Origin of the sequence: Jannaschia pagri, from assembly GCF_019655435.1 — a bacterium.
In the GTDB taxonomy this organism is placed as follows: Bacteria; Pseudomonadota; Alphaproteobacteria; order Rhodobacterales; family Rhodobacteraceae; genus Jannaschia; species Jannaschia pagri.
On sequence record NZ_BPFH01000002.1, the window covers coordinates 349,520 to 374,099 of the forward strand.

24 protein-coding genes are annotated in these 24,580 nt (G+C 64.9%); 11 read left to right on the forward strand and 13 right to left on the reverse strand.

The features are described from left to right. Positions 1-103 precede the first annotated feature (103 nt). A complete protein-coding gene (locus K5R33_RS06595; protein ID WP_220748216.1) occupies positions 104-313 on the forward strand; it encodes a hypothetical protein in 210 nt (69 codons plus the stop codon). A 704-nt stretch (positions 314-1,017) separates the two neighbouring features. Here the strand turns inward: K5R33_RS06595 and K5R33_RS06600 are convergent. Next, positions 1,018-1,464, reverse strand: coding sequence for a nucleoside deaminase (locus K5R33_RS06600; protein ID WP_220748217.1), 447 nt, complete (start codon positions 1,462-1,464; stop codon positions 1,018-1,020). A 74-nt stretch (positions 1,465-1,538) separates the two neighbouring features. Here K5R33_RS06600 and K5R33_RS06605 point away from each other — a divergent pair, with 74 nt between their 5' ends. Together K5R33_RS06605 and K5R33_RS06610 are read left to right on the forward strand one after the other, a co-directional pair. Further along, a complete protein-coding gene (locus tag K5R33_RS06605; RefSeq protein ID WP_220748218.1) occupies positions 1,539-2,840 on the forward strand; it encodes a pseudouridine synthase in 1,302 nt (433 codons plus the stop codon). A 17-nt stretch (positions 2,841-2,857) separates the two neighbouring features. Next, positions 2,858-3,772, forward strand: a complete 915-nt coding sequence (locus K5R33_RS06610; RefSeq protein ID WP_220748219.1) for a glycosyltransferase — start codon at positions 2,858-2,860, stop codon at positions 3,770-3,772. A gap of 6 nt (positions 3,773-3,778) precedes the next feature. Here the strand turns inward: K5R33_RS06610 and K5R33_RS06615 are convergent, their stop codons facing one another. The 4 genes from K5R33_RS06615 to ftsY all read right to left on the reverse strand — a co-directional run bounded on the left by K5R33_RS06615 (position 3,779) and on the right by ftsY (position 7,183). After that, positions 3,779-4,477 (reverse strand): inner membrane-spanning protein YciB, encoded by a 699-nt coding sequence (locus K5R33_RS06615; RefSeq protein ID WP_220748220.1) that lies wholly within the window; start codon positions 4,475-4,477, stop codon positions 3,779-3,781. A 34-nt stretch (positions 4,478-4,511) separates the two neighbouring features. Next, positions 4,512-5,402, reverse strand: coding sequence for an EamA family transporter (locus K5R33_RS06620; RefSeq protein ID WP_373314145.1), 891 nt, complete (start codon positions 5,400-5,402; stop codon positions 4,512-4,514). Beyond that, positions 5,399-5,830: a hypothetical protein gene (locus K5R33_RS06625; protein ID WP_220748221.1), complete on the reverse strand. Its 432-nt coding sequence runs from the start codon at positions 5,828-5,830 to the stop codon at positions 5,399-5,401. Before K5R33_RS06625 ends, K5R33_RS06620 begins: the two co-directional genes overlap by 4 nt. A gap of 120 nt (positions 5,831-5,950) precedes the next feature. Beyond that, the gene (gene ftsY, locus K5R33_RS06630) at positions 5,951-7,183 is read right to left on the reverse strand and encodes a signal recognition particle-docking protein FtsY (protein ID WP_220748222.1); all 1,233 of its coding nucleotides are present in this window, start codon (positions 7,181-7,183) and stop codon (positions 5,951-5,953) included. A 191-nt stretch (positions 7,184-7,374) separates the two neighbouring features. On the opposite strand from ftsY, the gene K5R33_RS06635 reads away from it, so the two are divergent. The 3 genes from K5R33_RS06635 to K5R33_RS06645 all read left to right on the forward strand — a co-directional run bounded on the left by K5R33_RS06635 (position 7,375) and on the right by K5R33_RS06645 (position 9,854). After that, positions 7,375-8,262: a lytic transglycosylase domain-containing protein gene (locus K5R33_RS06635; RefSeq protein WP_220748223.1), complete on the forward strand. Its 888-nt coding sequence runs from the start codon at positions 7,375-7,377 to the stop codon at positions 8,260-8,262. Positions 8,263-8,385: 123 nt separating this feature from the next. Then, positions 8,386-9,456, forward strand: a complete 1,071-nt coding sequence (locus tag K5R33_RS06640; RefSeq protein ID WP_255588429.1) for an alkane 1-monooxygenase — start codon at positions 8,386-8,388, stop codon at positions 9,454-9,456. Continuing rightward, positions 9,447-9,854 (forward strand): hypothetical protein, encoded by a 408-nt coding sequence (locus tag K5R33_RS06645; RefSeq protein ID WP_220748225.1) that lies wholly within the window; start codon positions 9,447-9,449, stop codon positions 9,852-9,854. The genes K5R33_RS06640 and K5R33_RS06645 overlap by 10 nt, the downstream gene beginning before the upstream one ends. Positions 9,855-10,183: 329 nt before the next feature. On the opposite strand, the gene xseA is transcribed toward K5R33_RS06645, so the two are convergent. Continuing rightward, positions 10,184-11,809, reverse strand: a complete 1,626-nt coding sequence (gene xseA / locus K5R33_RS06650) for an exodeoxyribonuclease VII large subunit (RefSeq protein ID WP_220748226.1) — start codon at positions 11,807-11,809, stop codon at positions 10,184-10,186. 159 nt (positions 11,810-11,968) lie between these two features. Between xseA and K5R33_RS06655 the strand changes: the two genes are divergently transcribed. The 3 genes from K5R33_RS06655 to K5R33_RS06665 all read left to right on the forward strand — a co-directional run bounded on the left by K5R33_RS06655 (position 11,969) and on the right by K5R33_RS06665 (position 14,569). Then, positions 11,969-12,535, forward strand: coding sequence for a P-loop NTPase family protein (locus K5R33_RS06655; protein ID WP_220748227.1), 567 nt, complete (start codon positions 11,969-11,971; stop codon positions 12,533-12,535). A 29-nt stretch (positions 12,536-12,564) separates the two neighbouring features. Continuing rightward, complete coding sequence (gene purD, locus K5R33_RS06660; protein ID WP_220748228.1) at positions 12,565-13,824, forward strand: phosphoribosylamine--glycine ligase; 1,260 nt, start codon at positions 12,565-12,567, stop codon at positions 13,822-13,824. 412 nt (positions 13,825-14,236) lie between these two features. Next, positions 14,237-14,569 carry a hypothetical protein gene (locus tag K5R33_RS06665; RefSeq protein WP_220748229.1) on the forward strand — a complete coding sequence of 111 codons (333 nt, stop codon included), beginning with the start codon at positions 14,237-14,239 and terminating at the stop codon, positions 14,567-14,569. A 1,757-nt stretch (positions 14,570-16,326) separates the two neighbouring features. Here K5R33_RS06665 and K5R33_RS06670 read toward each other — a convergent pair. The 3 genes from K5R33_RS06670 to K5R33_RS06680 form a co-directional block, all read right to left on the reverse strand. Beyond that, positions 16,327-16,728, reverse strand: a complete 402-nt coding sequence (locus K5R33_RS06670) for a hypothetical protein (protein ID WP_220748230.1) — start codon at positions 16,726-16,728, stop codon at positions 16,327-16,329. Beyond that, complete coding sequence (locus K5R33_RS06675) at positions 16,719-17,402, reverse strand: FG-GAP repeat domain-containing protein (RefSeq protein ID WP_255576181.1); 684 nt, start codon at positions 17,400-17,402, stop codon at positions 16,719-16,721. The genes K5R33_RS06670 and K5R33_RS06675 overlap by 10 nt, the downstream gene beginning before the upstream one ends. A 128-nt stretch (positions 17,403-17,530) precedes the next feature. Further along, positions 17,531-17,854 carry a 2Fe-2S iron-sulfur cluster-binding protein gene (locus tag K5R33_RS06680; protein ID WP_220748231.1) on the reverse strand — a complete coding sequence of 108 codons (324 nt, stop codon included), beginning with the start codon at positions 17,852-17,854 and terminating at the stop codon, positions 17,531-17,533. 186 nt (positions 17,855-18,040) lie between these two features. On the opposite strand from K5R33_RS06680, the gene K5R33_RS06685 reads away from it, so the two are divergent. After that, entirely contained in the window at positions 18,041-18,553 is a 513-nt protein-coding gene (locus K5R33_RS06685; RefSeq protein ID WP_220748232.1) for a peptidoglycan-binding domain-containing protein, read from the forward strand. After that, positions 18,550-19,284 (forward strand): acetyltransferase domain-containing protein, encoded by a 735-nt coding sequence (locus K5R33_RS06690; RefSeq protein ID WP_220748233.1) that lies wholly within the window; start codon positions 18,550-18,552, stop codon positions 19,282-19,284. The genes K5R33_RS06685 and K5R33_RS06690 overlap by 4 nt, the downstream gene beginning before the upstream one ends. A gap of 55 nt (positions 19,285-19,339) precedes the next feature. On the opposite strand, the gene K5R33_RS06695 is transcribed toward K5R33_RS06690, so the two are convergent. The 4 genes from K5R33_RS06695 to gorA all read right to left on the reverse strand — a co-directional run bounded on the left by K5R33_RS06695 (position 19,340) and on the right by gorA (position 24,509). Then, the gene (locus K5R33_RS06695; protein ID WP_255576240.1) at positions 19,340-20,725 is read right to left on the reverse strand and encodes a Do family serine endopeptidase; all 1,386 of its coding nucleotides are present in this window, start codon (positions 20,723-20,725) and stop codon (positions 19,340-19,342) included. 295 nt (positions 20,726-21,020) lie between these two features. Continuing rightward, entirely contained in the window at positions 21,021-21,896 is an 876-nt protein-coding gene (gene hflC, locus K5R33_RS06700) for a protease modulator HflC (RefSeq protein WP_220748235.1), read from the reverse strand. Then, on the reverse strand, positions 21,896-23,083 hold the full coding sequence (gene hflK, locus K5R33_RS06705; RefSeq protein WP_220748236.1) for an FtsH protease activity modulator HflK: 1,188 nt from the start codon (positions 23,081-23,083) through the stop codon (positions 21,896-21,898). Before hflK ends, hflC begins: the two co-directional genes overlap by 1 nt. Positions 23,084-23,150: 67 nt before the next feature. After that, complete coding sequence (gene gorA, locus K5R33_RS06710; protein WP_220748237.1) at positions 23,151-24,509, reverse strand: glutathione-disulfide reductase; 1,359 nt, start codon at positions 24,507-24,509, stop codon at positions 23,151-23,153. Positions 24,510-24,580: the final 71 nt, after the last annotated feature.

Sequence of the window (24,580 nt, forward strand, 5' to 3'; positions counted from 1 at the left end):
CCTCCCTCGGGAAGCGTCCACCCCCTACCGGCGCCGCTGTGGCGTCGGCACCACCGGTGTTTTCGAACACCATAGACGGCAACCGAAGCTGAAAGGATATGCCATGACTGCCATGTTGAAATCCGCGCTGCTGGTCGCCGCTCTCTCCGCACCCCTGGTTGGCGGGATCGCCCCCGCCGCCTTCGGAGCCGAGTCTGCGGCCACTGGCACTGCACAGACCCTGCTGACAACCAAGGGCGACCGGGGCAAACCCGTCCACTCGCCCCGCGCTCAGGCCATCCTGGCGAGTATCGCCGCCGAGAGCGACAACTGAGCCAAGCCACATCTGGCGCACTCACGGACGGGCCCCAATCTGGGTCCGTTTGCGATTCTGCAGGACGGTGAACCAAAGACCATGTGGGCGCGTTGGGTTCCGATTGCTAGGATCGGAGGACGCGCCCCATGAAGTGCCTGTATCTGTTTTGCCTGACCGTGGGGTGTCTCGGCGGCCCAGCCGCCGCACAGATGGCCTCGCCCAACCTCACCGCCACGATGGCGCGCGACGCCCTCCTATTTGGGAAAGCGGAGCACGGACCGGCGCCCTTGGTGTCCGCCGCGCATCCAACCACCGCCGCCTCAGAGAAGATGGAGAGCCTGGCACCGACCGCCGATCTAAGTCGCAACGGCAACCATACGTGCGGTCACACACCTCTGCCCGTCTCGGTTGGCTCCTGTGAGGTATCGCAGAACGCCCTCCCCCAGCCAATTGATGAGGCAGCTGGCACAGCAGGCCCGACGCTAAGTCGGTAAGCCTTACGCCAGTGCGGACGGTAGTCACGGTGACGGTCACAGAGTGCGCCCACATCGACGATCCGCCACCATCGGTACGTACCGCCGCGCATCTTCAGAGTGGAATGAGACGGGGCGGACGACATAGCGAGGCCATGGGAATACGACCACAGCCTGATCTCGGGGTCGCGCGCGCAAGCTCAACACACAGGTCCCTCAGACCAATACCCGTGCGCCACATCCGGGCCTTCACCCCCGCCGTTCGGCAAAAAACTCCCGTAACAGCTCGGCGCAAGCGTCCCCCTCTAACCCATCATAGACCTCTGGTCGGTGATGGGTTTGCGTATGCTCAAAAACCCGTGCCCCATGCAACACACCGCCAGACTTCGGGTCCAACGCACCGAAATGAAGGCGTGCCAGGCGCGCGTGGGCAATGGCTTGGGCACACATGGCGCACGGCTCCAGGGTGACCCAGAGGGCACATCCGATCAGACGTTCTGAGCCCAAACGGGCGCAGGCCGCGCGGATCGCCAGGATTTCCGCGTGGGCCGTGGGATCGGATAATTCTCGGGTTCTGTTCCCCGCCTCGGCCAAGATGGTCGCGCCTCGGGACACCACGGCCCCCACGGGGACTTCGCCCCGGGCAGCGGCGGCGCGGGCCTGGATGAGGGCCTGGGGCATAAAGGATCGAAACATGGCCTATCTGCCCGCCGGGGGGCGCGACGCGCAAGCCGCTTTCACAATGGCGCTGCCCGCGCTAGACCCCGGCCATGACTGATACCCCAGACACCCCGAGCGGCGACCGGCTCGCCAAGGTGATCGCGCGCGCGGGCCTCGCCTCGCGCCGTGACGCGGAACAGATGATCGCCGACCTGCGGGTCATGGTGAACGGTCGCACGATTTCCAGCCCGGCAACGACGGTTGGTGCAGGGGATCAAGTGACTGTCGACGCCAAACCCCTGCCCAAGGCCGAGGCCGCGCGCGTTTGGCTGTACCACAAGCCCGCAGGCCTGGTGACCACGGAGCGGGACGAAAAGGGCCGCGAAACGGTGTTCGACGCCTTGCGGGGGCGCCTGGGGCGCGTGCTGTCGGTGGGGCGGCTTGACCTCACGTCGGAAGGATTGCTGCTGTTGACGAACGACGGCGGCTTGAAACGGCGGCTGGAACTGCCCGAGACAGGCTGGCTGCGCCGCTACCGGGTGCGCGTGAATGGCACGCCCGATGAGGCCGCCTTGCAACGCTTGCGCGATGGGATCGAGATCGACGGCGAACAGTTCCAGGGTATGCAGGTCACCTTCGACCGCCAGCAGGGCGCCAATGCCTGGCTGACCGTTGGCCTGCGCGAGGGCCGCAACCGAGAGATCCGCCGCGCCGCCGAGGCCGTTGGTCTCTATGTGAACCGACTGATCCGGGTCAGCTACGGGCCGTTCCAACTGGGCACCTTGCCCGTGGGTGAGGTCGAAGAGGTGAAACCCCGCATCCTTCGGGATCAACTGGGCACGCTCCATGACGGCGCGTTCGCCGATGCGCGTCGAGAGGCGGAGCCAGGGTCTGAGGACAAGAAACCGCGCAAGCCCCAGCGCAGTGACCCGCGAGGCCAGCGCGGTCCAGGCAAACCGCGGCGGGACGGTGCCGCGCAGGATCGCGGCCCAAGGGGCCGCCCGGGCGCACCAGGTCCGAAAGGCGACGGACCGCAGCGCGCCCGTGGCCCAAAGCCGAGGGGGCCGATGGCCACCGGCGGCGACCGACCCGACCGCGCGGACCGTGGCCCAAAGCGCGGCGCGGGCCCGCGCGCGGGTGGACGCCCGCCCCGTGGCGCAGAAGTCGACGCATCAGACACGCGCCCCGACCGTAGACCATCGCGCGTCCAACGCGACGACCGACCAAAGGGACGGGAGGAGCGCGCCGAGGAGCCTCGCAAGACCAAGATGACCAAGTCGGAGCGCAAAGCCGCCCAGCGCGCGGATACGTCTGTCTCCCTGCGCAAAGGCGGGCAGCGCGGACGCGGCATCGCCAAGGCCAAGCCTAAGGCGGGCAAACCCTACACGAAGCCGCCACGCGGCGACCGCTGACCCGGCTGCCGCAGGCCATGGGCCATATCGCCATCCTCATGGGTGTCCACAACGGTGCCGCCCACCTGCCCGCGCAACTGGCCTCGATCACGGGGCAAAACCATGACGCCTGGTCCCTGCATGTCAGCGACGATGGATCCGACGACAACAGCCCGGAGATCCTGCGTCGCTTCGCCGAGGCCTATCCCAGCCGCGTCAGCCTGCGCGCAGGCCCCTGTCGCGGCGGAGCCATGAACTTCCTGACCCTGCTGCGAGACGCCGATTTGCCCAAGAACGCGGCTGTGGCTTGGTGCGATCAGGACGACGTCTGGCTGCCCGACCGGCTGGCCCGGGCGGCGGCGGCCTGCGAGGCGATGACGCCGGTGTTCTACGCCACGCGCTATCAATTGCTTTTGGCCGATGGGACCCGTGGCGCGGCCTCCGCAGCGTTGGCCAGACCGGTCACCTTTGGCAACACGCTGGTTCAGAACCCCCTGCCCGGCCACACGATGGTCGCCAATCACGCGGCCACGGCGATCCTGCGCCGCGCTGTCCCGGCGGCGCTAGAGGCCCAGGTCCCGCACCACGATTGGTGGACTGCGCAGATTATGCTCGGCGCGGGTGCGCAGGTTGTCTTCGAAGAACGACCCAGCGTGCTCTACCGACAGCACAGTGAGAACCAAGTGGGCACACGCGCCGGTCTGCGGGCAAAGCTGGAGCGGCTCGCCATGATTGCGGATGGTCGGCTCTCGGACTGGCTGGACCGAAACATCGCGGCTTTGCGCGGACAAACTGATCTGACGCCGGACAGCGCCGCTCTACTGGAAGCCTTCACCACCTGGCGCGAGACACCAGCTTGGCGCCGCCCCGCCCTCGCCCGCCTGGGCATTTGGCGCCAAGACCGGTTGGGCGGCCTGGCACTGGAAACCGCGGCGCGTCTGGGACGTGTGTAGGACGCCCTAGCGCCCTTTGAGCCGATCCCCGGACCCATCAACGTCCATCAAATCGTCTTCGTCCCAATCCTCGTCGTCGTCGTCATCGTCCCAATCGTCGTCATCTTCGTCGTCATCCTCCAACGCATGGCGCTGGATCAGACCCGCTTGGCTGATGAAGAAGGCAAACATGGACCCGGGTAGAAAGAACGTCTCAAACGTCACCCAGACCTCGGTCGATTGTGTGCGCCAAACCAGTTCGTTCGCCACGGCGGAGGCCACGAAGTACCAAGCCGTGCGGCGTGTCAGGATGGTCCAGCCCGCGTCGTCCATGGGCATCGCCTCTGACAGCACCATCGACAAGAGACTGCGCCCGCGCCACAGACCTACAAACAGAACACCGCCCAGCAACAGATTGATGATGGTCGGTTTGATCTTGAGGAACCGTTCGTCGTTCAACCACACGGTCAGCCCGCCGAACACGATCACCAACACAGCCGTCAGCACCTGCATAGGGCTGAGTTTCCCGGTCAGGCGCCACAGGATCCCGATGGATAGCAATAGAACGGGCACGAAAAGCGCTGTGACAGCGATGAAGCCGTCGTATTCCACACCGCCCACCACAAAGGTGTCATCCTTCACCCAAAGGTAGGCAGCAAAGAACCCCAGGACGGGCCCCAGCTCCAAGGCGGTTTTGACCCAAGGGGATATCGTCTTTTCGGCCATGGCGTGTCTCCTCGCTCGGTCGCAGGTAACAACCTCAGCCGCCCATTTCCACCACCACCGCGCCCAAAGCGATAAGCGACATCAGGGCAATGCGACGGGGACCAACCGTTTCCTTGAGCCAGACCCAACCGATCAACGCGGCAAAAACCGTCGAGGTCTCCCGCAAGATCGCGGCCTCCCCGACGCTGTCGAGCCGTGTGGCCAACATGACCGAGCCAAACGACCCGAACGCAATGATCGCACCGACCAGCCCCAGCCGGATCATATCGGCATCGGGCGCCCGCAGTTTGCCCCGGGCCAGTGCGATCACGGGAAAATCGAAAGCCGTCAGAAAAAAGAACCACGCCAGGAAGGTGAACGGGTTCTCCACCGCGCGGATGCCCCAAGCGTCCCAAGTGGTGTAGACGGCAACCGACAGCCCCGCGACCACCGCCCAGCCAAGGGCCGAGGCGAGCCTATCGCGCGCGACGGTAATCTTAGCCATATTGTAGGCCGACAGTCCAAACAGACCCGCCAGTAACAGACCGACCCCGGCCCATTGGACTACGGTAAATCGCTCTCCAAAGATCAGGCCCGCGCCAATGACCGTGAACAGGGGCCCTGTGCCGCGCACGACCGGGTAGACGACGGTGTAAGCTCCCCGCTCATAGGTCAGCCCCATCAACACCTTGTAGATGAAATGGATCACGACCATCCCGGCAAAGACCCACCACAGGTCAAGCGGTGGCCAAGGCACCATCAGCAACGCTATGGGAGCCGACAAGACAAGCAACCCGCAGTCAATGATCGTCCGCGACGTCCAGGGATCGTAGCGCCCCTTCTGGAGCGCCCCGAACAAAGCATGCAAAAAGGCCGCCGACAGGGCGAGCAACAGGGCAACCGTGTGCCCCGTTTCGGTCCCCTCGATGGCGGAAACCCAGGTCACGAGAGCAATCGGTCCACCGGATCCGTCGCCGCAAGGGTTGAGGCCAGCACAGGCGCATGGGCCGCGCCCACGAAGATCAGCGCCTCCGACCCAGCCGCGAACTCCCGAACCAGTTGTCGGACCATCCGTTCCTCCAGGCCGGTTTCGCGGTACTCGGCGCGCACGGCCAAGGCATCAATCGCGGCTACAGGCACATCCTTCATGCCCCGCGGCAATAAGCGGGGCCGCAGGGTATCGTCGGTCAGCACAACAAGGGCCGCCTGTCCCACAAGCAGATCCCGGTCCCGCGCCCAAAGGGCCGAATGCCCGGAAAACCCCGCCGGACAATCGTCGCGGGGCAAAACACCGGCAGCCTGGAGAAACGCGTCCCGCTCAGCGTTGGCCAAGGGAAACAAATCGGGTCCCAAAACAACCCGGCTCCCGCTCATACGCTGACCACCCTTTGGCCCCCGATGGTGCTGCGCCCGCCAAGCCCCATCACGGGTCCCAAAATACTCATGGTGCCACGCCGACGCGCAAGGAACGGTCAAGGTCCGGAACCGACCAGATCACGTCCCAGCCCCCACCAGAGCGGCGGCAAATTCTTCGGGATCAAACGCGTCCAGATCGTCGATTTGCTCGCCAACCCCAATGGCATGGATCGGCAGGCCGAACCGGTCGGCCAGGGCGACCAGAACACCGCCCTTGGCGGTGCCGTCGAGTTTCGTCATGACCAGACCAGAGACATCGGCCAGCTTTTGAAAGGTCTCAACTTGGCTCAGGGCGTTTTGCCCGGTCGTTGCGTCGAGCACCAAGAGCGTGTTGTGGGGCGCGCTCGGGTCCTTTTTGCGGATGACGCGGACGATCTTGGCCAGTTCTTCCATGAGGTCCGCGCGGTTCTGGAGGCGCCCTGCCGTGTCGATCAACAAAAGGTCTGCGCCGTCCTGCTCCGCCTTGGAGATCGCATCAAAGGCCAGGCTGGCCGGGTCTGTGCCTTCGGGCGCGGTCATGACCGGCACGCCGGCCCGCTCCCCCCAGACCTGCAATTGCTCCACGGCCGCCGCACGAAACGTATCCCCGGCGGCGATGACCACCGATTTACCGGCAGCGCGGAACTGACTGGCCAGCTTACCGATCGTCGTGGTCTTCCCGGACCCGTTCACACCCACGACCAGAACCACCTGGGGCCGCTTGGGCATCAAAGGCATTGGCCGGGCCACGGGCTCCATGATGCGGGCGACCTCAGACGCCAGAAGCTCCTTGATATCCGGCACAGATAGACGGCGGCCCATGCGCCCCTCGGCCAAGTTGGCGGTGACGCGCAGCGCCGTCTCCACCCCCATGTCGGAGGCAATGAGCAATTCCTCCAACTGCTCCAGCATCTCATCGTCCAGAACCCGGCGCGGCGCGGCGGGGGCAGCCGCGGAACGGCCCATCAACCGCCCGAGCAGCCCTGGCTTTGCCGGGGCCTCCCGGTTTGTCGTCTTCTCGGGCGGGGTGGGGTCCGACGGCGTCGGCGGGACCGGCGGAGCGGTGGGGGCAGGGGCCTGCGGTGGCGTGGCGGCGGGCGGTGGCACCGGGACTGGCGGCGGCGCTGGCACCTCTGTCTGGACGGCGGCCGGTTCCTGGGGCGCGGGGCGCGCGGTGTCTGTGGGCGCAGGGGACGGCTGCGGCGCGGGCGCCGGGACGTCTTCGCCCTGCGGCGACACATCGGCGCCGTCCTCGACAATGGCATCGAGGCCCTGTTCCAACTTGGAGGATGACCGCGTCAGGCGATCCTTGAGCTTTTTGAAGAACGACATCGCGCACCCCCTTTGCCTCCACCTAATACGGCAGGGGCCGGGGCGAAAGACCGCTGGCGATTGTCGCCAGACGCCCCGGTGGCGCCCCAAACCCCCAAGTGTCACTGCCCCATGGAAAACAGCCCAGTGGAAACGAGCCGTTGCCGCGCCCATGCCTTGACAGGGTGCAGCCCAAAGCCGACCGTCCTGGAATGGTGCGTCTTCTCCTTATTTTGTGTGTGTTCGCGTTGCCTTTGCGCGCCGATCCCCCGCCGCAGATTTCGTGTTCCGACGGCGTGGACGCGCCGCGCCATTGCATTCGGGCGGCGCATTTTGCCGAAGACGTCTGCACCCAGATCGACGCCGAGGCCCGCCAACACGGCTTGCCCCCGGCGTTCTTTGCCCGTCTGCTCTGGCAGGAAAGCCGGTTTGACCCCAACGCGGTCAGTCCTGCGAACGCGAAGGGCATCGCGCAATTCATCGACAGCACGGCGCGGTTGCGCAAGCTGAGCGACCCGTTCAACCCAGCCGAAGCCATCGCGCGGTCTGCTGAATACCTTGGGGAAATGACGCGGCGCTACGGCTCGCTCGGGATGGCCGCCATCGGCTATAACGGCGGTGAGCGGCGGGCTGAAGGCTGGCAAGCCAGAACCGGGGGACTTGCGCGAGAGACGATCGACTATGTGCGCATCATTACGGGCCACACCGCCGAGACCTGGCGGGACGCGCCCCCGGAGGATGCCGATTTCGCCCTGGACGGCGAGACACCGTTCCTGACGGCATGTGTTGCCATGGCCGCGAAACGGCGGGTGACGCCCCTGCGCCCATCGCAGCCACCGCCGCCACGGTTTTCGCCCTGGGGTGTTCAGGTTGCCTATGGATTGAATGCAACCGCGGCGCGCGCAGCCTACGACCGGCTGAGCCGCGCCTGCCGCCGGGCCGCGCCTGCCACACGGTTGGAGCTTGTCCCCCAAGCCCGACGGGGCACGCGCACCTCAATCCTCGCGGTACGGATCGGCGCGGACAGTCGGCGCGAGGCCATGCGGCTGTGCGGGGCAATCTCGGACGCGGGGTGTAGCTGCCGGGCCTATCGCAACTGAAACCGTCGTGACGGGGTGCGACGAATGGGCCTTCGGCCCCTGCGGCACCCTGTCTGCCATGGTTTTGCCTGATGCTGTGGTTAGATGCTCCAAGTCCGCTCAACCGCATCACGGGAGCCTGCGATGCCGCCGATCTTCGCCTATCTGGCCGCCTTGGGCCTGTCGATCCTGCTTCTGCTGGCGGGCGCCGTCTGGGGCGGTGTCTGGGACCTGGCCAGCTTCATCTGGATGGCCATCGTGGTGGCGTGCCTCGATCATATCCTCCCCGCGGGCGAGCGCGCCCCAACCGAGCGTCAGGCCCGCCACCTCACCGTTGGCCTGGCAGTCGTGCATTTTCCGCTGCTCGCGGTCGCCGTTTGGGCACTGGCCCAAGGGGGGCCGTGGCTGAACTGGCTGGCGTATTTCGCGGCGTCGGGGCTGTTCTTTGGCCAGATCATGAACTCAAACGCCCATGAGTTGATCCACGCCTCCGGCAAAACGCGCAGAGCCCTGGGGCGGTGGACGTACATCACCCTGCTGTTCGGTCATCAGACCACGGCGCATCCTGGTCTGCATCACCGCCTTGTGGCCACGCCAGAGGACCCGAATACCGCCCGTTACAACGAAAGCTGGTGGCGGTTCTGTTTTCGCGCGTGGCACTTCTCCTTTTGGAAAGGGCTCGCCCTGGAGAAGTCCAGGCAACGACAGCGGGGGCGCTCGGCCTATGATCGGCGAAACCCCTATTGGGCCTATGTGGGCGGCGGGCTGTGGTGCCTGTTCCTGGCCTGGGCCCTGCTCGATTGGAGCGGTGTGGGCGCTTATGTCGCCCTCTGCCTGCTGGCCCAAAGCCAATTGCTGGTGACCGATTATGTGCTCCACTACGGGATGCGCCGCGCGCGACAGGGCGACCGGTGGGAGCCGGTGGGACCGCAGCATTCCTGGAACGCTCCCCACGTCGTCACCAATCTGCTGACCCTGCACGCGCCCCGCCATTCCGACCATCACGCCCATCCGTCCCGGGGCTTTGAGGCTTTGCGCATCGAGGACGGGCAGCCGCAATTGCCCTACTCCTTACCGGTTATGGTCACCTTTGCGCTTTGGCCCTGGTGGTGGCGGCGGATGATGAACCCTCGGGTGGATGCCCTGGGCCAAGGGGTAGACAGGACGCCGCGCCCCGGCGAGGGTGAAAGCGAAGGAGATCTGACATGCGCCTGACAGCCCTCGCCACCGCAGCCCTCATGGCCTGGCCCCTGACCGCCGCGGCCGAGCGGGTGGTCACCCCCCAGGAGTTCGAGCAGATGGTCCACGGCAAGACCTTCTACTTCGACCGCTACGGAGAACCCTTTGGGTCCGAACAATACTTTACCGACAAGCGCGTCATTTGGGCCTTTGAAGGCGGTCAGTGCCAACGCGGCATTTGGTTTGCCAATGCCGAAGGAAACATCTGCTTCGTCTACGATAGCGACCCGGCGCCCCAGTGCTGGCACTTTATCGAAATGCCGGGCGGAGGCTTCCACGCCCGTGTTGTCGGGGATCCCCCGTCCGAAGATCTGGTGACCTCCGACGTCGATGCGGAGCCGATCGATTGCCCCCTGCCGGACCTCGGGGTCTGAAGGTCGCCGCATGCGTTGCTGAGCGGGCGGATCCCGCGTGAAGCGGGGTCACTCGGGCAGGTACAGCGCAACCGGATGCATCGTTTGAAGCCCTTTCACCTACGACGGATCACTTGGAACGGTCACGCGTTGTGTCTCGACTTGATCCACATATGAGCGGCCCAACGTCCATCTTGCACATAAGGTGATCCCCCACATGCCCTGCGCCACCGATGGCTAGATTGGGTTCCCCAACTACCTCGCGCCTTTCATGCCACGACATCCAGCCAACAGCTGACCCTTGGAGGCGCCTCTCTTCTCCCCAGAGTGACCACGCGCAATCGCTGTCCTCAAAACAGCTGCCCCTGATCATCGTCCTTGGCCCCTGCCACGCGCTTACGGCTCGGAGCCGTCCCACCGGCGGTCACCGCATCGACCCGACCGTCCCCCGCGAATTGCAGCGAAACCTGGCGGGCCGCCCGCGCCGCTGCGGGATCGGTCACAACGCGATCTCCGGCCCAGACAACGGCAAAGCCGCGCTCCAAGGTGCGTTCGTACCCCAGGGACTCGCGCAACCGATCCAGCGCGGTCAGCCGCGCGGTCAAAGCCGATTGGCGCGTCGTGGCGACCACCGACAGCCGTCGCAGGATCGCCTCCAACCTGTCCCCATCGCGGAGGGCGCGCCGGGAAAGGGCCTCGGGCGTAAGGCGTCTGACCAGGCGGTCCAAATCCCGTCGGGGCTGGGGAAAGCCCCGCGCCGCAAGCCGGTCGAAGGCCCCGGCTGTCGCTGAAACCCGCGCGGCGTCTCGGCGCCTCTGGGCCTGCAGCGCCAAGTCCAGCCGCCCCGAAAGCAGAGACAGCCGTTGCCGCGCCGCGCCCAGACGCTCCCCCAAGGTCAAACCCCGATCAAGCTGTGCGATCTCTGCCCGCGCCCGCGCAACCCGCGCCGTCAGAGCAAGTGGTAGACGACCGGCCAAGGCCTCGACACGTGTGCGGGGGCGCTGCACCAGGACCTCGGGCCGGGGCAGACCCCGCGAGAGATCCGCCAAGCGTTGCCGCCGCGCGCGGACCAGGGCGTCTGCGGCGCGGGTTTGGCGCTGTCCCAGGGCGCGAACGGTCGCGATCAACTCAGACCGGACCGGCACCGCGCGCTCGGCGGCGGCAGTGGGCGTCGGCGCCCGGTGATCGGACGCGAAATCGATCAAGGTGGTATCTGTCTCGTGCCCAACGGCTGAGATCAACGGGATGCGACTATCTGCGGTGGCCCGTACGACGGCCTCCTCGTTGAAGCCCCAAAGATCCTCGATGGACCCACCACCGCGCGCAACGATAAGCAGATCGGGTCTGGGGATCGGCCCATTCGGCGGCAAGGCATTGAACCCCCGGATCGCATTGGCAACTTCGGGCGCACAGGCCCGCCCCTGCACGGCCACGGGCCAGATCAGGACATTTCGCGGGAACCGGTCGGACAAGCGGTGTAGAATATCGCGGATGACAGCCCCTTGGGGCGAGGTGACCACGCCGATGACGTTCGGCAAGAACGGAAGAGGCACTTTGCGCGAGGCCTCAAACAGACCCTCAGCGGCCAGTTGGGTGCGGCGCTTCTCCAGCATCGCCATCAAGGCACCGGCGCCAGCAACCTCCATGGCGTCCACGTTCAAATTGTACTTGGATTGCGCACCAAAGCCGGACAGGCGCCCCGTGACGATAACCTCCATCCCTTCCTCGGGCTGCACCGAGAGGCTGCTGATCTGACCCTTCCAGGTGGTGCAGGCCAAAACGTTCCGGTCATCCTTCACGTCGTAATACAGATGCCCTGACCGGGCTCGAAAGATGCGCCCGACCTCGCCACGCACGCGGATCCGGCCAAAGGTGCCTTCCAACGTGCGTTTCACCGCGCCCGAAATCTCGGACACTGTGTATTCCGCCTCGTTGCGTCCGCGCGGGGCGGGACCGTCGTCGATCAAATCATCCATGGTGAGATCCTATCTACGGACGGCGGTGGCGAAAACCACCCTGCGATCCCATCCGAAGGGTTGACCCCCCTTCGGGGTGAACCGTGTCAAAACGCGCCGACGGACCTGCGCCTGCGCATCAGCCCTGGGCCACGCACGCCGACCGCGCTAGTCAGCGCCATGCCTTGCTATGTGACCCCATCCCAAGCGGCTTTGCGGCTGCGGACCGCCCGCCGCGTGATGATCGTGGGCCGCTCCGGCGGTGGCAAGACGACACTGGCCTTGCGCCTGTCCGAGCAGTTCAAGCTGCCCCACTATGCCTTGGACAGGGACGTGATCTGGCTGCCCGGCTGGCACCTGCGCCCCAAGGCCGAACAGAGGGTGCTCATCCAAGATTTGGCCGCGCGGGACCGTTGGATCATCGATGGCAGCAGCCCGTCGAGCTTTGACCTGCGCGTGCCACGGGCGGATTTGATCCTCTGGGTCCGCATCCCCCGCGCCCGGGCCCTGTGGCAATTGGCTGGTCGCGTCCTGCGCCATTACGGGCGTGTGCGACCTGCCATGGCGGATGGCTGCCCGGAGCCGCTGCCCGATCTAGCCTTCCTCAGCTACGTCTGGAATTTCGACAGGGACCACGCGCCGCGCTTCCTGACCGAGATCGACGCCCATGGACCAACCGTCCCAGTGGCCGTGTTGCGGTCGCGCGCGGATATGGCGCGACTTGTCTGTGACGCGGCGGTTCCGTAAACCCCGCCGCGACAGACAGGGGGCCAGCCATGAACATTCTCATCCTCGGATCGGGCGGACGCGAGCACGCCTTGGCCTGGGCGGTTCTGCAAAACCCCAAATGCGACCGATTGATCGTGGCCCCTGGAAACGCCGGGATCGCCCAGATTGCGGAATGCGCCGATCTGGACATCCTAGATGGGGCCGCAGTCACGGAATGGGCCTGCGCAGAAAGCATCGACTTTGTGATCGTTGGGCCCGAAGCGCCCCTGGCCGCCGGGGTGGCCGATAGGCTGTCTGGGGCCGGCATCGCCGTTTTCGGCCCCTCCGAGGCCGCGGCTCGGCTAGAGGCTTCCAAAGGCTTCACCAAGGAAGTCTGCGCCGCCGTTGGCGCCCCGACGGCGGCCTATGGTCGGTTCGATACCCTGTACGCCGCGCGCGAATACCTGGCCGATCAACCGCTCCCAATCGTTATCAAGGCGGATGGCCTCGCTGCAGGTAAAGGCGTCACCGTCGCCGAGACAGGGGACGCCGCCGAGGCCGCACTGTCAGATATTTTCGACGGAGCGCACGGACGCGCCGAGGTCGTGATCGAGGCTTTCCTATCAGGCGAGGAGGCCTCGTTCTTTTGCCTCGTGGACGGCGAGACGGTGCTGCCAATCGGAACCGCGCAGGACCACAAACGTGTGGGCGACGGCGACACCGGCCCGAACACAGGCGGCATGGGCGCTTACTCACCCGCACCGGTGATGACGCGCGAGGTCGAGGCCCGCGCCCTTAACGACATCGTGCGCCCCACCATGGCCGAAATGGTCCGTCGGGGCACGCCGTTTCGCGGCGTTCTATTTGTGGGGCTGATGATCGACAACGGCCAACCCAGCCTCGTGGAATACAACGTCCGCTTTGGCGACCCAGAGTGCCAGTGCCTAATGATGCGCCTTGGGGGACAGGTGTTGGATCTTCTACTGGCCACGGCCGAGGGCCGCCTGGCTGAGGCGCAGGTCCATTGGGCCGAGGACCACGCGCTCTGCGTGGTACTCGCCGCCGACGGGTACCCAGGGCCCTACGCCAAGGGATCGGTCATTGGTGGCTTGACCGAGCTGCCCGCTGACAGCCGCCATATGGTGTTCCACGCAGGCACGGCGCGCGAGAACGGCCAAATGGTCGCCTCCGGTGGCCGCGTCTTGGGCGTGACAGCCCGTGGAAGCAGCTTATCAGAGGCCCATCGCGCCGCCTATGGCATGGTCGATCAGATTGACTGGCCCGAAGGGTTCTGCCGCCGAGACATCGGCTGGCGCGCGCTCAGCTAAGACCAATCTCCCGATATTGGGTTTGGACCTGGGGTCGCTTGCGGGCACCCGGATCTCGCCTGCTGCGCTTTGGTGGGGCTATGGGGCTGGGAGTATTTTTGCCGAGAAGAAGCTGGGGCGGGTGGCTGTTGCTCGGGGTGGGGGGCGGCTGGGGTGCGGGTTTCGTGTCGGATTTTAGGGGAATTGTCGCGGTTTGGTGAGCTGCCGTCGCGCGCCCGTGAGGGCCGTGCGGTTGGGGGAGAGATATGCGCGCAGATGCACGCTTATCGCGTCGTTCTCACGCGTCCGTTTGTTGAATGCCAGGCCGCCCTCCCGCATATCAATCCCATCAGCAGGGCAACAGCCCAGCACACCGCAACCCACGCAGGCCCGCCGCAACGCTAACTGGGCCACTCACATAAGGACTAACACTATGAAAACGCTCATCCTCTCCGCCATCGTCGCCGCCGCTTCCATCGCCGGAGCCGCCTCCGCCCAAGTGCCCGCGGGCGCCGCCGGGGCCATCGCTCACTTCAACCAGGACATCGACCGCGCCAACGACCGCTCGAAGCTGCCCAGCGGCGACGCGACCGTCACCGTCTCGACCCGGTCCGGCTCGCTTGGTGAGGCCTTCGCGATCTTCAACGCGACCGAGGACAACGCCAACGACCGGCGCGGCCTGAACGGCGCGACGGTGGTCGGCAAGAACACCATCGCCACGGACATCTTTGCCCGCTTCGCCGAGGAGAGCCGCGACGACGACTGATCCTTGAACGACTGCTCCGGCCGGGTATCCCCCCGCCTGGTCGGAGTGATGCCGCGCCACCCTCCCCGGTCTCTCCCCCCTCTCTCCGAGGTGCGTTGCGGCACGAGCACCCCCCGCCTTCGAGCCTGAGCGCTCGGGCGGGGGGTGCTTTTGTGGGGGAGTAGGTAGGGCGCTGACGCGCGCATGTTTCACAAGGTGGTTAGGCTTTTGCCACTCGTCAGACCTATGGGGAGGGCGATCTCACATCACACTAGCCTACCGCCGATCCTTTTACGCGGCGCTCAGATGGCCTAGCTCCTACACGTAGCGACACGCCGAGGCGCGGCGGGCATACCAGCCGGTAGTCGTTATCGGTCCTGTAAGCCTGACCTAGGAAAGGATTCGGACTATGACCTGAACCTCACGCATTAGCTCGCTCTATACTGGAACGTTAGGGAGGGCCGATATCGAAGCGCTCGTGGCTCTATGACCTTGAGGACAGCCCAGCCGCCCGAGAGGAGCTCTGGCCAGGCGGCATTGATGCAAGTTGATGCGTAGATCGGCACGCGAGGTGTCAGACAAAGTGAACGCAGAGGCAAGTCGATAGCCATAGCCTTGGCGGTAGAAGTACGTTCCCTCTAGGCGGATCCGCTGAGGTGCTGGGCATCTCCGAACACCACCGACCAAACCGGCCCGGATCACGTCATGCGGGTTCGGGTATCTCTTAGGAACAATGGGATATGGACGTCTGTTCGCGTCATCGCATGGGCCGGCGCGATACAAGGTGAGAGCAGCTTGATGGGTCACGTGGAGTACCCATCGCCCGAGCCCGTCCCTTAATGAACCGTTCTTTGCGAAGGCCAGGCCATAGTTCTCTGTCTGTCGATGACATACTGTGGACGGCTTGTTTGACGACGACCGCTACTTTCAAGTCCTTCCTGGGCGGCCCAACCCGGCTTTGGGCCTGACATGTGTTCGGCGTATTCTTGGTGGGATTGCAATTTGCCCCGCACTAAAACTAGCGTCTCGGCTTCAGACCTCCCTTACAGGAACAATAGCGGCATAGCGTTTCTTCCTGGTTGCGCCCGGGCCGGACGGCTTCCTTGACAGCAAGACAGCGCGATTGCCTTGCTTTACCACAAGGCGCCTCCCATCCCTCGCGCCACGGGCCGCTCAGTAGCTGATGCCAGACCAAGCCGTTTGCACTGGGAGACCACGGATCGCGTGGCTGGCGTGACTGCCTTCGTCACGATTAGGTCGACTCTTTGCGCGCCAAGATCGTTTGTCGTCGCTTTCGGTATGGTCTCAAGATTTGCAGCCCGAACCGACAGCATGGTCCCGAGACGTGAGGGCTGCACTAAGCAGGATCCGATTTCTGGCCATAAGGGCAGCGACCTCACCTAAGCCAATCGGCCTGCCGACACTGGGGCCTTGCCCTGCGACGCTTTTAAAATCGGTGGGATACCACAAGTCTCCGCACGACCGTATCGGTGTCCTCTTGGAACGACTCCAAAACACATGACCAGTTGAAAAACCCAGAGGCGCATTGACGGCTTTGAGATAATCACCTCCGAGACATTCCAACGGTTTATCTCGTGGAAGCGGCGATGGTCGCGCACCTAATGACGTAAGGTAAATGGCCCGTTTTGTCTGGTTCGGTACGTCGGAAAGACGACCATTTCTGCACAGGACCTTTGGCAAACGACCGGACGCCCCCAGGTCCAGACCCCTGCCCCGACCCGGGTCGCCCCTGGCACCGAAACCACAGCGAACACAGGTTAAGACGTCAGATTTCCGTCAACACAATCGAACGGCAAATCGGGAACGGGGGTAATCCACTGGACCTCCTCCGTCGTGGTGGAGGTGTACGCCATCCGGTCCCCGTCCACGAAAGGCACCCAGCAGTGGGCTTCGTCCGGCGCACCCTCGTACCGAAAACAGAGCGCCTGACCTTCGATGGTCACGCGGCCCTCGGAACACGTGCCGTCCGCGCCTTCCCAAAAGCTGCGGTTGCGGGAGGGGAAGTACTCTCGTCCGATGTAGCCGCCGTCCGGGGCGCGCGTGAACACGGCAGAGCCACCCACCAGCCTGTCCAACAAGACCTCGGCGCTCAGCGGCTGCTGAGCCAGAGCGTCTGCCGCCCAGACCGTCGCCAGTGCGGTGATGAGGATCAGCCGCACGACAAGGCGCGACCGGCTGATGCGCGGCTCCAGGGGCCGAGGTCAAACAGCCGCACGGCGCCGCCCGTGACACGTGCCGCCAACAAGCGCGTCCAATCGGCGGACGCCAGAATGATCTCCGGCCCATCCTCGCACTGGCGCAAACCGCCCGAAATGAACGGCTCGCCAATTCGATGGTTCGTCACCCCTGCGGCCGTTGCCACTTCGATCAAGCCGGAGCGGCCAAAGCGCCAGACCCGGAGGGTTTTCGCCAGGTGCGGGCGGTCGACATAGGCCACCTCCCAGGCGCCATCTCCGTCCAGGTCGCCCCAGGCGGCGGGGGCCAGCCAGCGGTTCCGGCGTCCGATATGGGGCGTCGCGGCAAGGGGCACGAGTTCGGCGCCCTCGGCTCGGTAGATGATCAATTGCCCGCCCAAGGAAAACGAGGAGCGGACCGCGATCACCTCGGGGATGCCGTCGCCATCAACGTCTGACAGCCGTGGCGCAATGTCCTCAAACACAAAGCCCTCGCCCGCAGCGGCCTCGACCACGGTACAGGTCTCTCCGTCGACGACCGCACGCAGGGTTTCCGCGTCCTGAACCTCGCCCATGATGTCGTGGCCATAGGCGCGTGTCGGATCTTCGTACCAAGCGCCCCGAGTGCCGCTGTCATCTCGTGTGAGGGATCCGGGCAAGGCCGCGTTGTCTGAGAGCGATACACATGCGGCAGCAGGGACAGCGGCCACCAGCGCGACGCCAGCAACCGCGCCGCGAACGCGACGCCTCCAGGCGTGCAACAGGCCGCGCGGCGCCCCCGGGGACGTCAAATCTGTTTCTCGGGCATTTGGACAACCAAACCATCCAGCGCGTCCGTCACCTTCAACTGGCACGTCAATCGCGACCGCTCCGGGTCCGGCTGGTACGCGAAGTCGAGCATGTCCTCTTCCATCGCGTCTTTCGCGGGCAGTTTGTCCGTCCAGGCCGGGTCCACGTAGACATGGCAGGTCGAGCAGGCACAGGCCCCACCGCAATCGGCCTCGATCCCTGGAATGTTATTGTCACGGGCCCCTTCCATCACGGTCAGCCCTGTGGCGACCTCGACCACGTGTTCGGTTCCGCCATGCTCGATGTAGGTGATCTTGGCCATATGCTTAGGTCTCCGATGGGCTGTCTTTGGGGTGAGTTAGTCTGGCGGTGGCCTCCGTGCAACGGTTCGTATGCAGATGGGCGCCCGCGGGGCCTCCCCACGGCCCCGGCGGTTGAGACCCTGGCCCGCTGCGGTAGGGTCGGAGCGGTTACGGACCGCACCCGTAATGCATTGAACAGGGGCCATATGAACCACCCCTCCGTCCCCCGGCTGGCGCTTGCCCTGGTCGCCGTCTCGGTGGCCGGCTGTACCGGTGCGACCGTGGACGAGGTGCGACAGTCCTTCGGCCCGCTGGATCCCGTACCAGGGGCTTGCTACGCGCGGGGCATCACGCCAGCGGTGATCGAGACGGTCACGCAGCAGCAACTGGAGTCGGGCGCCGTTGTCGCCCCCGATGGCACCGTCCTGAGCCCCGCACGCTTTCGCACCGTGACCTCCACACGCATTGTGACACCGCGCGAAGAAACCTGGTTCGAGACGCCTTGCGCCCTGCGCGACAGGGACCCGGATTTCGTGGCGCAGATCCAGCGGGCGCTCAAAGTGCGCGGCCTCTATGGCGGGGAGATCAACGGCTTTTACGATGTGCCGACGCGCACCGCCGTCCAGGCGTTCCAGGCGCCGAGCGGATTGGAAAGCGGGACCTTATCGACGGATGCGGCCAAATCGCTGGGCCTGATCGCATTGGGGCGCGACCTATGAGCAGGCCGCGTCTTTTGGTGATCGACTGGGCGCGAACGGCTGCCCTTGCTGCGATGGCGGCCTTTCATTTCGGGCGCGACTTCGAGGTTTTGGGCCTTGTCCCTCCGGGCACGACCTTTGGAGGGCTCTGGGATCTGTCGGCCCGTGGCATCGCGGGCGGGTTTCTATTTCTCGCGGGGCTCAGCCTATGGCTCGCCCATGGCTCCGGCATTCGCTGGGGCGCTTTCTGGCGTCGCTTCGCGTGGCTCGTGGCGGCGGCGGCGACGGTCTCGGTGGCGACCTATGTGGCGGTGCCCGCCTTTTGGGTACGGTTCGGCATTCTGCATTCCATCGCGGCCAGTTCGTTGATCGGTCTCGCCTGCCTCCGCCTGCCTTGGTGGGTGCTAGCCGCCCTAGGCGGTCTCATCCTGTGGTGGGGACCGGGCCTACACCTGCCCGCCCTGGATGGCTCCTGGTGGCTTTGGACGGGTCTCGGTCAGGGCATCCCTGCGATGATGGACTATGAGCCGCTGGTGCCCTGGGTGGCGCCGCTCCTCCTGGGGGTCGCGGTTGGCAACTTAGGGGGCCGCCTTGGGCTATGGGACCGCCTCGCGACCGTGCCGCGCAGGCCGGGCCGCTGGGCGCGGTGGCTTGCTTGGCCGGGTCAGCATTCGCTGGCGATCTATCTGATCCATCAGCCGGTTCTTCTGGGCCTGATCCTGGCCGGAGCCTGGATCACCGCGCGACTGTAACAGCCAAACGAAAACGGGCGCCCGAAGGCGCCCGCGGTCCGACATGGGTCGGATATCACTCCTCGTCGAGGGACAGCGCCACGAACCGAGGGTCGCCGCCGCGACGGATCAGCAACAGAAAGCTCTTCTGTCCAGCGTCACGGGCTTCGTCCAAACGGTCTTCCAGTTCGGCCACGGTCCGGACCCGGACCTGGCCCGCTTCCTCGATCAGATCACCGGCGCGCAGGCCCTTATCGTAAGCCGAGCTATCGGCATCGATGTCAGAGACCACAACACCCGAAGCATCCCCATCCAGACCAAGTTGCGCCCGCAACTCGTCTGTCAGGTTCGAGACGGTCATCCCCATAAGATCCGACTGCGCCGGACCCTGGGGCACCTGGGCCGAGGCCGGACGGGGCGTGTTCGCCTCTTCGCGGCGGCCAAGGGTGACGAGGACAGTCTCCTCACCACCATCGCGGAAGACGATCACGCGAACGGCCTTGTTCACTGGTGCGTTTCCGACCACGCGGATCAGTTGGCCCGTATCCTCGATGGCGACGCCGTCAAACGTCAGGATAACATCGCGCGGCAGGATCCCAGCGTCCTTGGCCGGCCCATCGGGCACATCGGTGACCAGCGCGCCGTTGGCGTTTGCCAGACCCAAGGCTTCGGCCAGTTCCGGGTCCACGTCTTGGATGCGAACACCCAGCCAGCCACGGCGGGTTTCGCCGAACTCCTGCAACTGATCGACGACATTCGTAACCACGTTGGACGCCATGGCGAACCCGATCCCGATGGAGCCACCGTTGGGCGACAGGATCGCGGTGTTCACGCCGATCACCTCACCGTCGAGGTTAAACAACGGACCGCCCGAGTTGCCCCGGTTGATGGCGGCGTCGGTCTGGATGAAGTCGTCGTAGACGCCCTGCAGGTTGCGCCCCGTGGACGACACGATACCGGCGCTGACCGAAAAGCCCTGACCCAAGGGGTTGCCCATGGCCATCACCCAATCGCCCGTGCGCATGGCGCTGCTGTTGCCGAAGGGGACGAACTCCAGGGGGCTATCACTCTCCACCTTCAGCAAGGCGATGTCGGTGTCGGGGTCGGTTCCGACGATCTCTGCGGGCAGTTCATTGCCCGAGAAGAATTCGATCAGGATCTCGTCGGCGTTTTCGATGACGTGATTGTTCGTCACGATGTAGCCGTCTTCAGAAATCACGAAGCCAGAACCGAGCGCGCTGCCGCGACGGCGCGGACGCTCCCGCTGGCCGGGGTTGTTGCGGTCGCGGAATTCCTCAAAGAAGTCTTCCAGCGGGTTGCCCCGGTTTGGCCCCCGGTCGCTGACAGCGACAGAGGTGTTCGTGGTGATATTCACCACGGAGCCAGACACTTGATCGACGAGATCGGCAAAACTATCAGGGCGTCCCTGCGCCGCGGCGGCCAAGCTGGACACCACGAGCATCACGAGCCCGAGGGCAAAGGCCGTCAGCGCGCGCAGGGCGGCGACTGGCCGGTTGGACTGTAAAGATGTGTACACACATACCTCCTTGGTGCTGTGAACGCGCAGCATGCGAGCGCGGCCTCTGCGTTGCATATCTGCACCAGACTTCAGTGAGACAACGCGCCGAGGCATCACATGGGCGTGATGCATTTCTGACCAAGAAGGTAGGGCCGCGCGGGAACGGCGCCAACCCCCGTCGCGCAGAACGCGAAAGGCCGACCCAATGGGCCGGCCTTCCTCAGTGTGTTTTCGCAGATCAGTCTGCGGTGACTTGGTCGGTGCGCAGGTAGTCGAAGAACTCCGAATCCGGCGACAGCACCAGGGTCGAATTCTGTCCCTGTAGCGCCCGGGTATAGGCGGTCATGGACCGGTAGAATTCAAAGAACTCTGGGTCCTCGCCAAAGGCACCGGCAAAGATCGCGTTCCGGCGGGCATCTGCCTCACCACGCACGATCTCCGCTTCGCGACCCGCCTCGGAGGTAAGTTCGACCACCGTCCGGTCGGCCTGCGCCCGGATCCGTTGGGCCGCTTCTTCACCGCGCGCGATTTCGTCCGCGGCTTCCCGCTCCCGCTCGGCGCGCATCCGCGCGAAGGTGGCGTCCAGGTTTTGCGGCGGCAGGTCGGTCCGCTTCAAGCGGACGTCAATGACTTGCAACCCGAGGGCGAGGGCCTCGGCCCGGGCACCGGTCGCGATGCGCATCATCAGCGCCGCACGGTCCTCGGAGAGGATCTCGTTGGAGGACACCGACCCCAGAACCTCCCGCAACTCGGACCGCAAGATCGAGTCCAGGCGCGATTCCGCAAGGGCGATCCCGCCAACACCGACCGCTTCCCGAAAGCGCTCAACCTCGATGATGCGGTACCGTGCGAAGGCATCCACGACCAGACGGCGGTCATCGGACGGCGTGACTTCGATCGGGTCCACATCGCGGCTGAGAATGCGGTCATCGTAGAAAACGACGTCCTGGATCAGCGGCAGTTTGAAGGCCAGACCGGGATCTTCCTTAACCGAGACGACGCGCCCGAATTGCAGCACCAGCGCCTTTTGACGTTCGTCCACGACGAAAATCGACGAGAACAGCAGCAGGACTGCAAGGGCTGCGATGGGTAGAAGAAAAGCAGAGCGTTTCATCAGTTCGTCCCCCCTTGGGTGGTGCGCCCGCCGCGCAATTCATTGAGCGGCAGATAGGGAACGATGCCCTGGCCACCGGCCCCGCCGATGCCGTCATCCACGATGATCTTGTCGACGTCGCCCAGCACCTGTTCCATGGTTTCGAGGTACAAACGTCGACGCGTCACGTCGGGCGCATTGGCATATTCCTGAAGAACGGCGGTAAAGCGGCTGGCTTCACCTTCGGCTTCGTTGACTACACGGGCGCGGTAGCCTTCGGCTTCCTCCAGAAGCTGGGCGGCTTCACCGCGCGCGCCTGCGAGGACGCGGTTGGCATAGGCATCGGCCTCCGACTGGAGACGGTCTCGCTGCTGCTCCGCCGCTTGCACTTCGCGGAAGGCGTCGATCACCTGCTCCGGCGGGTCGGCGCGGTCGAAGTTGACACGGATGATGTTCACCCCGGCGTTGTAGCTGTTGAGCGTCGACTGGATCAGTTCGCGGAGTTCATCGGCGATGACGCCCCGGTCCCGGTTCAAGATCGGTGCTAGCTGAGACCGCGCAACGATTTCCCGCATGGCCGACTCGGACACGGCGCGGATGGATTGCTCCGGATCGCGCAGATTGAAGAGGAATTCGGACGGGTCCGAGATGTTCCACGCCACCTGGAAGTCGATGTCGACGACGTTCTCGTCGCCGGTCAGCATCAGACCCTGTTCCTGGCGGTTTCCGCGGTTCACGCCAATGTCCACCGTCCGTTCCGTAGACACCGGGATGACCTCGGCAGTGACCACAGGCCACGGCGCGAAGTTCAGACCCGGCTGCCCGATGGAGCCCTGGAAGTCGCCAAGGAACAGTTCCACCGACCGTTCTTCCGGACGCACCGTGTAGACCGACGCATAGATCCAGAGACCGAGCGCGGCCAAAAGACCCACGATAAGCGTGGTGCGGTTCAGTTCGAACCCGCCACCGCCGCCTCCGTTGCCGCCGTTTGGCCGACGGGGTCCCCCGCCGCGGCCACCCATGAGCACGCGCAACTGATCCTGGCCCTTGCGCACCAAATCGTCGATTTCTGGAATATTCGGTCCGCCCGGCTGTCCGGGTCTACGCCCGCCATTCGGTCGATCTGAGCCACGATCGGGGCCGTCATTCGACCCTCGTCCGCCACCGGAGTTGCCACCGCCCCCCCAGGGGCCGCCTGTTCCTGCCATCAGGAAAGTCCCTTCCGTATTAGGTCTTGTCTTGCTGTTTGTAAGATTGGCCCGGAAACCGGGGACTTCAAGCGAGGACGCGCACGGGGTCCTTCATCGTCACCATTTCCTCGGCCATCGCGGGGTGAACGGCGCATGTCCGGTCGAAATCAGCCTTGGTCGCGCCCATCTTGAGGGCGACGGCGACGAATTGAATCATCTCGGCAGCCGATGGGCCGACGATATGGACCCCGAGAACCTTATCGGTGTCCTTCGAGACGAGCATTTTGAACAGAACCCGTTCCGCACCACCTGCAAAAGCGCTCTGCATGGGGCGGAAGGCTGTCGCATAGACCAGGGTCGGTTCCTGTTCTTCGGCTTGTTCTTCGGTCAGGCCCACGGTGCCCATCTCTGGCTGCGTAAAGGTCGCGGACGGGATCAGGTCGTAATCCATCTTGGTCCGGTTGCCCTTGAACACCGTCTCGTGGAACGCGATGGCCTCCCGGATCGCGACCGGTGTCAGCTCAACGCGACCGATGACATCGCCCAAAGCATAGATCGACGGAACGGCCGTTTGACCATACTCATCGACCTCGATGGCGCCGCGACGGTTGAGCTTGACCCCCACGTCCTCCAAGCCCAGCCCCGCCGTGTTCGGCGTCCGACCGGTGGCCCACAGCAAGGCGTCAAATTCGTCCTCGTGCCCATTGGAGCCCTTGACCCAAATCCGGTCACCACGCTTTTCGATGGCCGTCGGCGCGCAGCCCGTGTGAAGCGTAACACCACGTTGCTGCATGCAATCTGCCACGTGCCCACGCGCCTCATCATCAAAGCCGCGCAGGATCTGGGCTTTTCGGATGAACATCTGGACATCCACCCCCAAGCCGTTGAACACACAGGCAAATTCGCAGCCGATATAGCCCGCGCCAACGATCAACATCTTCTTCGGCAACTGCGGCAGATCAAACAAATCATCCGATACCAGGCCCAGGTCAGCCCCCGGCATATCGGGTCGGCTGGGTCGCCCACCCACCGCGATCAGGATATGTTTGGCCGTCTTGCGCGTGCCGTCGGCCAATTCCACCGTATGTGCATCCGCGACCTTGGCCCGCTGTTTAAAGATCTCGACGCCAGCCTTCTCGGCATTGCCTTCATAGGCCCCTTCGAGGCGCGACAACTCACTGTTGAGGTGGTCCTTGAACGCGGTCCAGTCGAAGGCGCCAACCTGCGCATCCCATCCGTATTGGGTCGCTTGCTGGATCGCGCCCGGGTACTCTGACGCAAAGACCATGAGCTTCTTGGGCACACAGCCCCGGATCACGCAGGTGCCGCCCATCCGACTTTCCTCGGCAAGGGCGACCCTCTGGCCGCCCAAGGCCGTCAAACGTGCCGCCCGCACCCCGCCGGAGCCACCGCCGATGACGAAAAGGTCGTAGTCGAATTCCATGGCCTAGGCTCCTGCGTCGATCTTGACGCCAGACCTAGTGGTTGCCCGCCGCAGCCGCAATGTCGCAGGCC

What these genes read in the sequence shown, in the direction of transcription:
- K5R33_RS06640 (WP_255588429.1), top strand. Translation starts at nt 8,386, where the DNA reads ATGCCGCCGATCTTCGCCTATCTGGCCGCCTTGGGCCTGTCGATCCTG.
- K5R33_RS06645 (WP_220748225.1), top strand. Translation starts at nt 9,447, where the DNA reads ATGCGCCTGACAGCCCTCGCCACCGCAGCCCTCATGGCCTGGCCCCTG.
- K5R33_RS06695 (WP_255576240.1), bottom strand. Translation starts at nt 20,725, where the DNA reads ATGCTCGTGGTGTCCAGCTTGGCCGCCGCGGCGCAGGGACGCCCTGAT.
- K5R33_RS06605 (WP_220748218.1), top strand. Translation starts at nt 1,539, where the DNA reads ATGACTGATACCCCAGACACCCCGAGCGGCGACCGGCTCGCCAAGGTG.
- K5R33_RS06655 (WP_220748227.1), top strand. Translation starts at nt 11,969, where the DNA reads ATGCCTTGCTATGTGACCCCATCCCAAGCGGCTTTGCGGCTGCGGACC.
- K5R33_RS06665 (WP_220748229.1), top strand. Translation starts at nt 14,237, where the DNA reads ATGAAAACGCTCATCCTCTCCGCCATCGTCGCCGCCGCTTCCATCGCC.
- K5R33_RS06595 (WP_220748216.1), top strand. Translation starts at nt 104, where the DNA reads ATGACTGCCATGTTGAAATCCGCGCTGCTGGTCGCCGCTCTCTCCGCA.
- K5R33_RS06635 (WP_220748223.1), top strand. Translation starts at nt 7,375, where the DNA reads ATGGTGCGTCTTCTCCTTATTTTGTGTGTGTTCGCGTTGCCTTTGCGC.
- hflC (WP_220748235.1), bottom strand. Translation starts at nt 21,896, where the DNA reads ATGAAACGCTCTGCTTTTCTTCTACCCATCGCAGCCCTTGCAGTCCTG.
- K5R33_RS06690 (WP_220748233.1), top strand. Translation starts at nt 18,550, where the DNA reads ATGAGCAGGCCGCGTCTTTTGGTGATCGACTGGGCGCGAACGGCTGCC.
- K5R33_RS06610 (WP_220748219.1), top strand. Translation starts at nt 2,858, where the DNA reads ATGGGCCATATCGCCATCCTCATGGGTGTCCACAACGGTGCCGCCCAC.
- purD (WP_220748228.1), top strand. Translation starts at nt 12,565, where the DNA reads ATGAACATTCTCATCCTCGGATCGGGCGGACGCGAGCACGCCTTGGCC.
- K5R33_RS06600 (WP_220748217.1), bottom strand. Translation starts at nt 1,464, where the DNA reads ATGTTTCGATCCTTTATGCCCCAGGCCCTCATCCAGGCCCGCGCCGCC.
- ftsY (WP_220748222.1), bottom strand. Translation starts at nt 7,183, where the DNA reads ATGTCGTTCTTCAAAAAGCTCAAGGATCGCCTGACGCGGTCATCCTCC.
- K5R33_RS06680 (WP_220748231.1), bottom strand. Translation starts at nt 17,854, where the DNA reads ATGGCCAAGATCACCTACATCGAGCATGGCGGAACCGAACACGTGGTC.
- gorA (WP_220748237.1), bottom strand. Translation starts at nt 24,509, where the DNA reads ATGGAATTCGACTACGACCTTTTCGTCATCGGCGGTGGCTCCGGCGGG.
- hflK (WP_220748236.1), bottom strand. Translation starts at nt 23,083, where the DNA reads ATGGCAGGAACAGGCGGCCCCTGGGGGGGCGGTGGCAACTCCGGTGGC.
- xseA (WP_220748226.1), bottom strand. Translation starts at nt 11,809, where the DNA reads ATGGATGATTTGATCGACGACGGTCCCGCCCCGCGCGGACGCAACGAG.
- K5R33_RS06685 (WP_220748232.1), top strand. Translation starts at nt 18,041, where the DNA reads ATGAACCACCCCTCCGTCCCCCGGCTGGCGCTTGCCCTGGTCGCCGTC.
- K5R33_RS06615 (WP_220748220.1), bottom strand. Translation starts at nt 4,477, where the DNA reads ATGGCCGAAAAGACGATATCCCCTTGGGTCAAAACCGCCTTGGAGCTG.
- K5R33_RS06625 (WP_220748221.1), bottom strand. Translation starts at nt 5,830, where the DNA reads ATGAGCGGGAGCCGGGTTGTTTTGGGACCCGATTTGTTTCCCTTGGCC.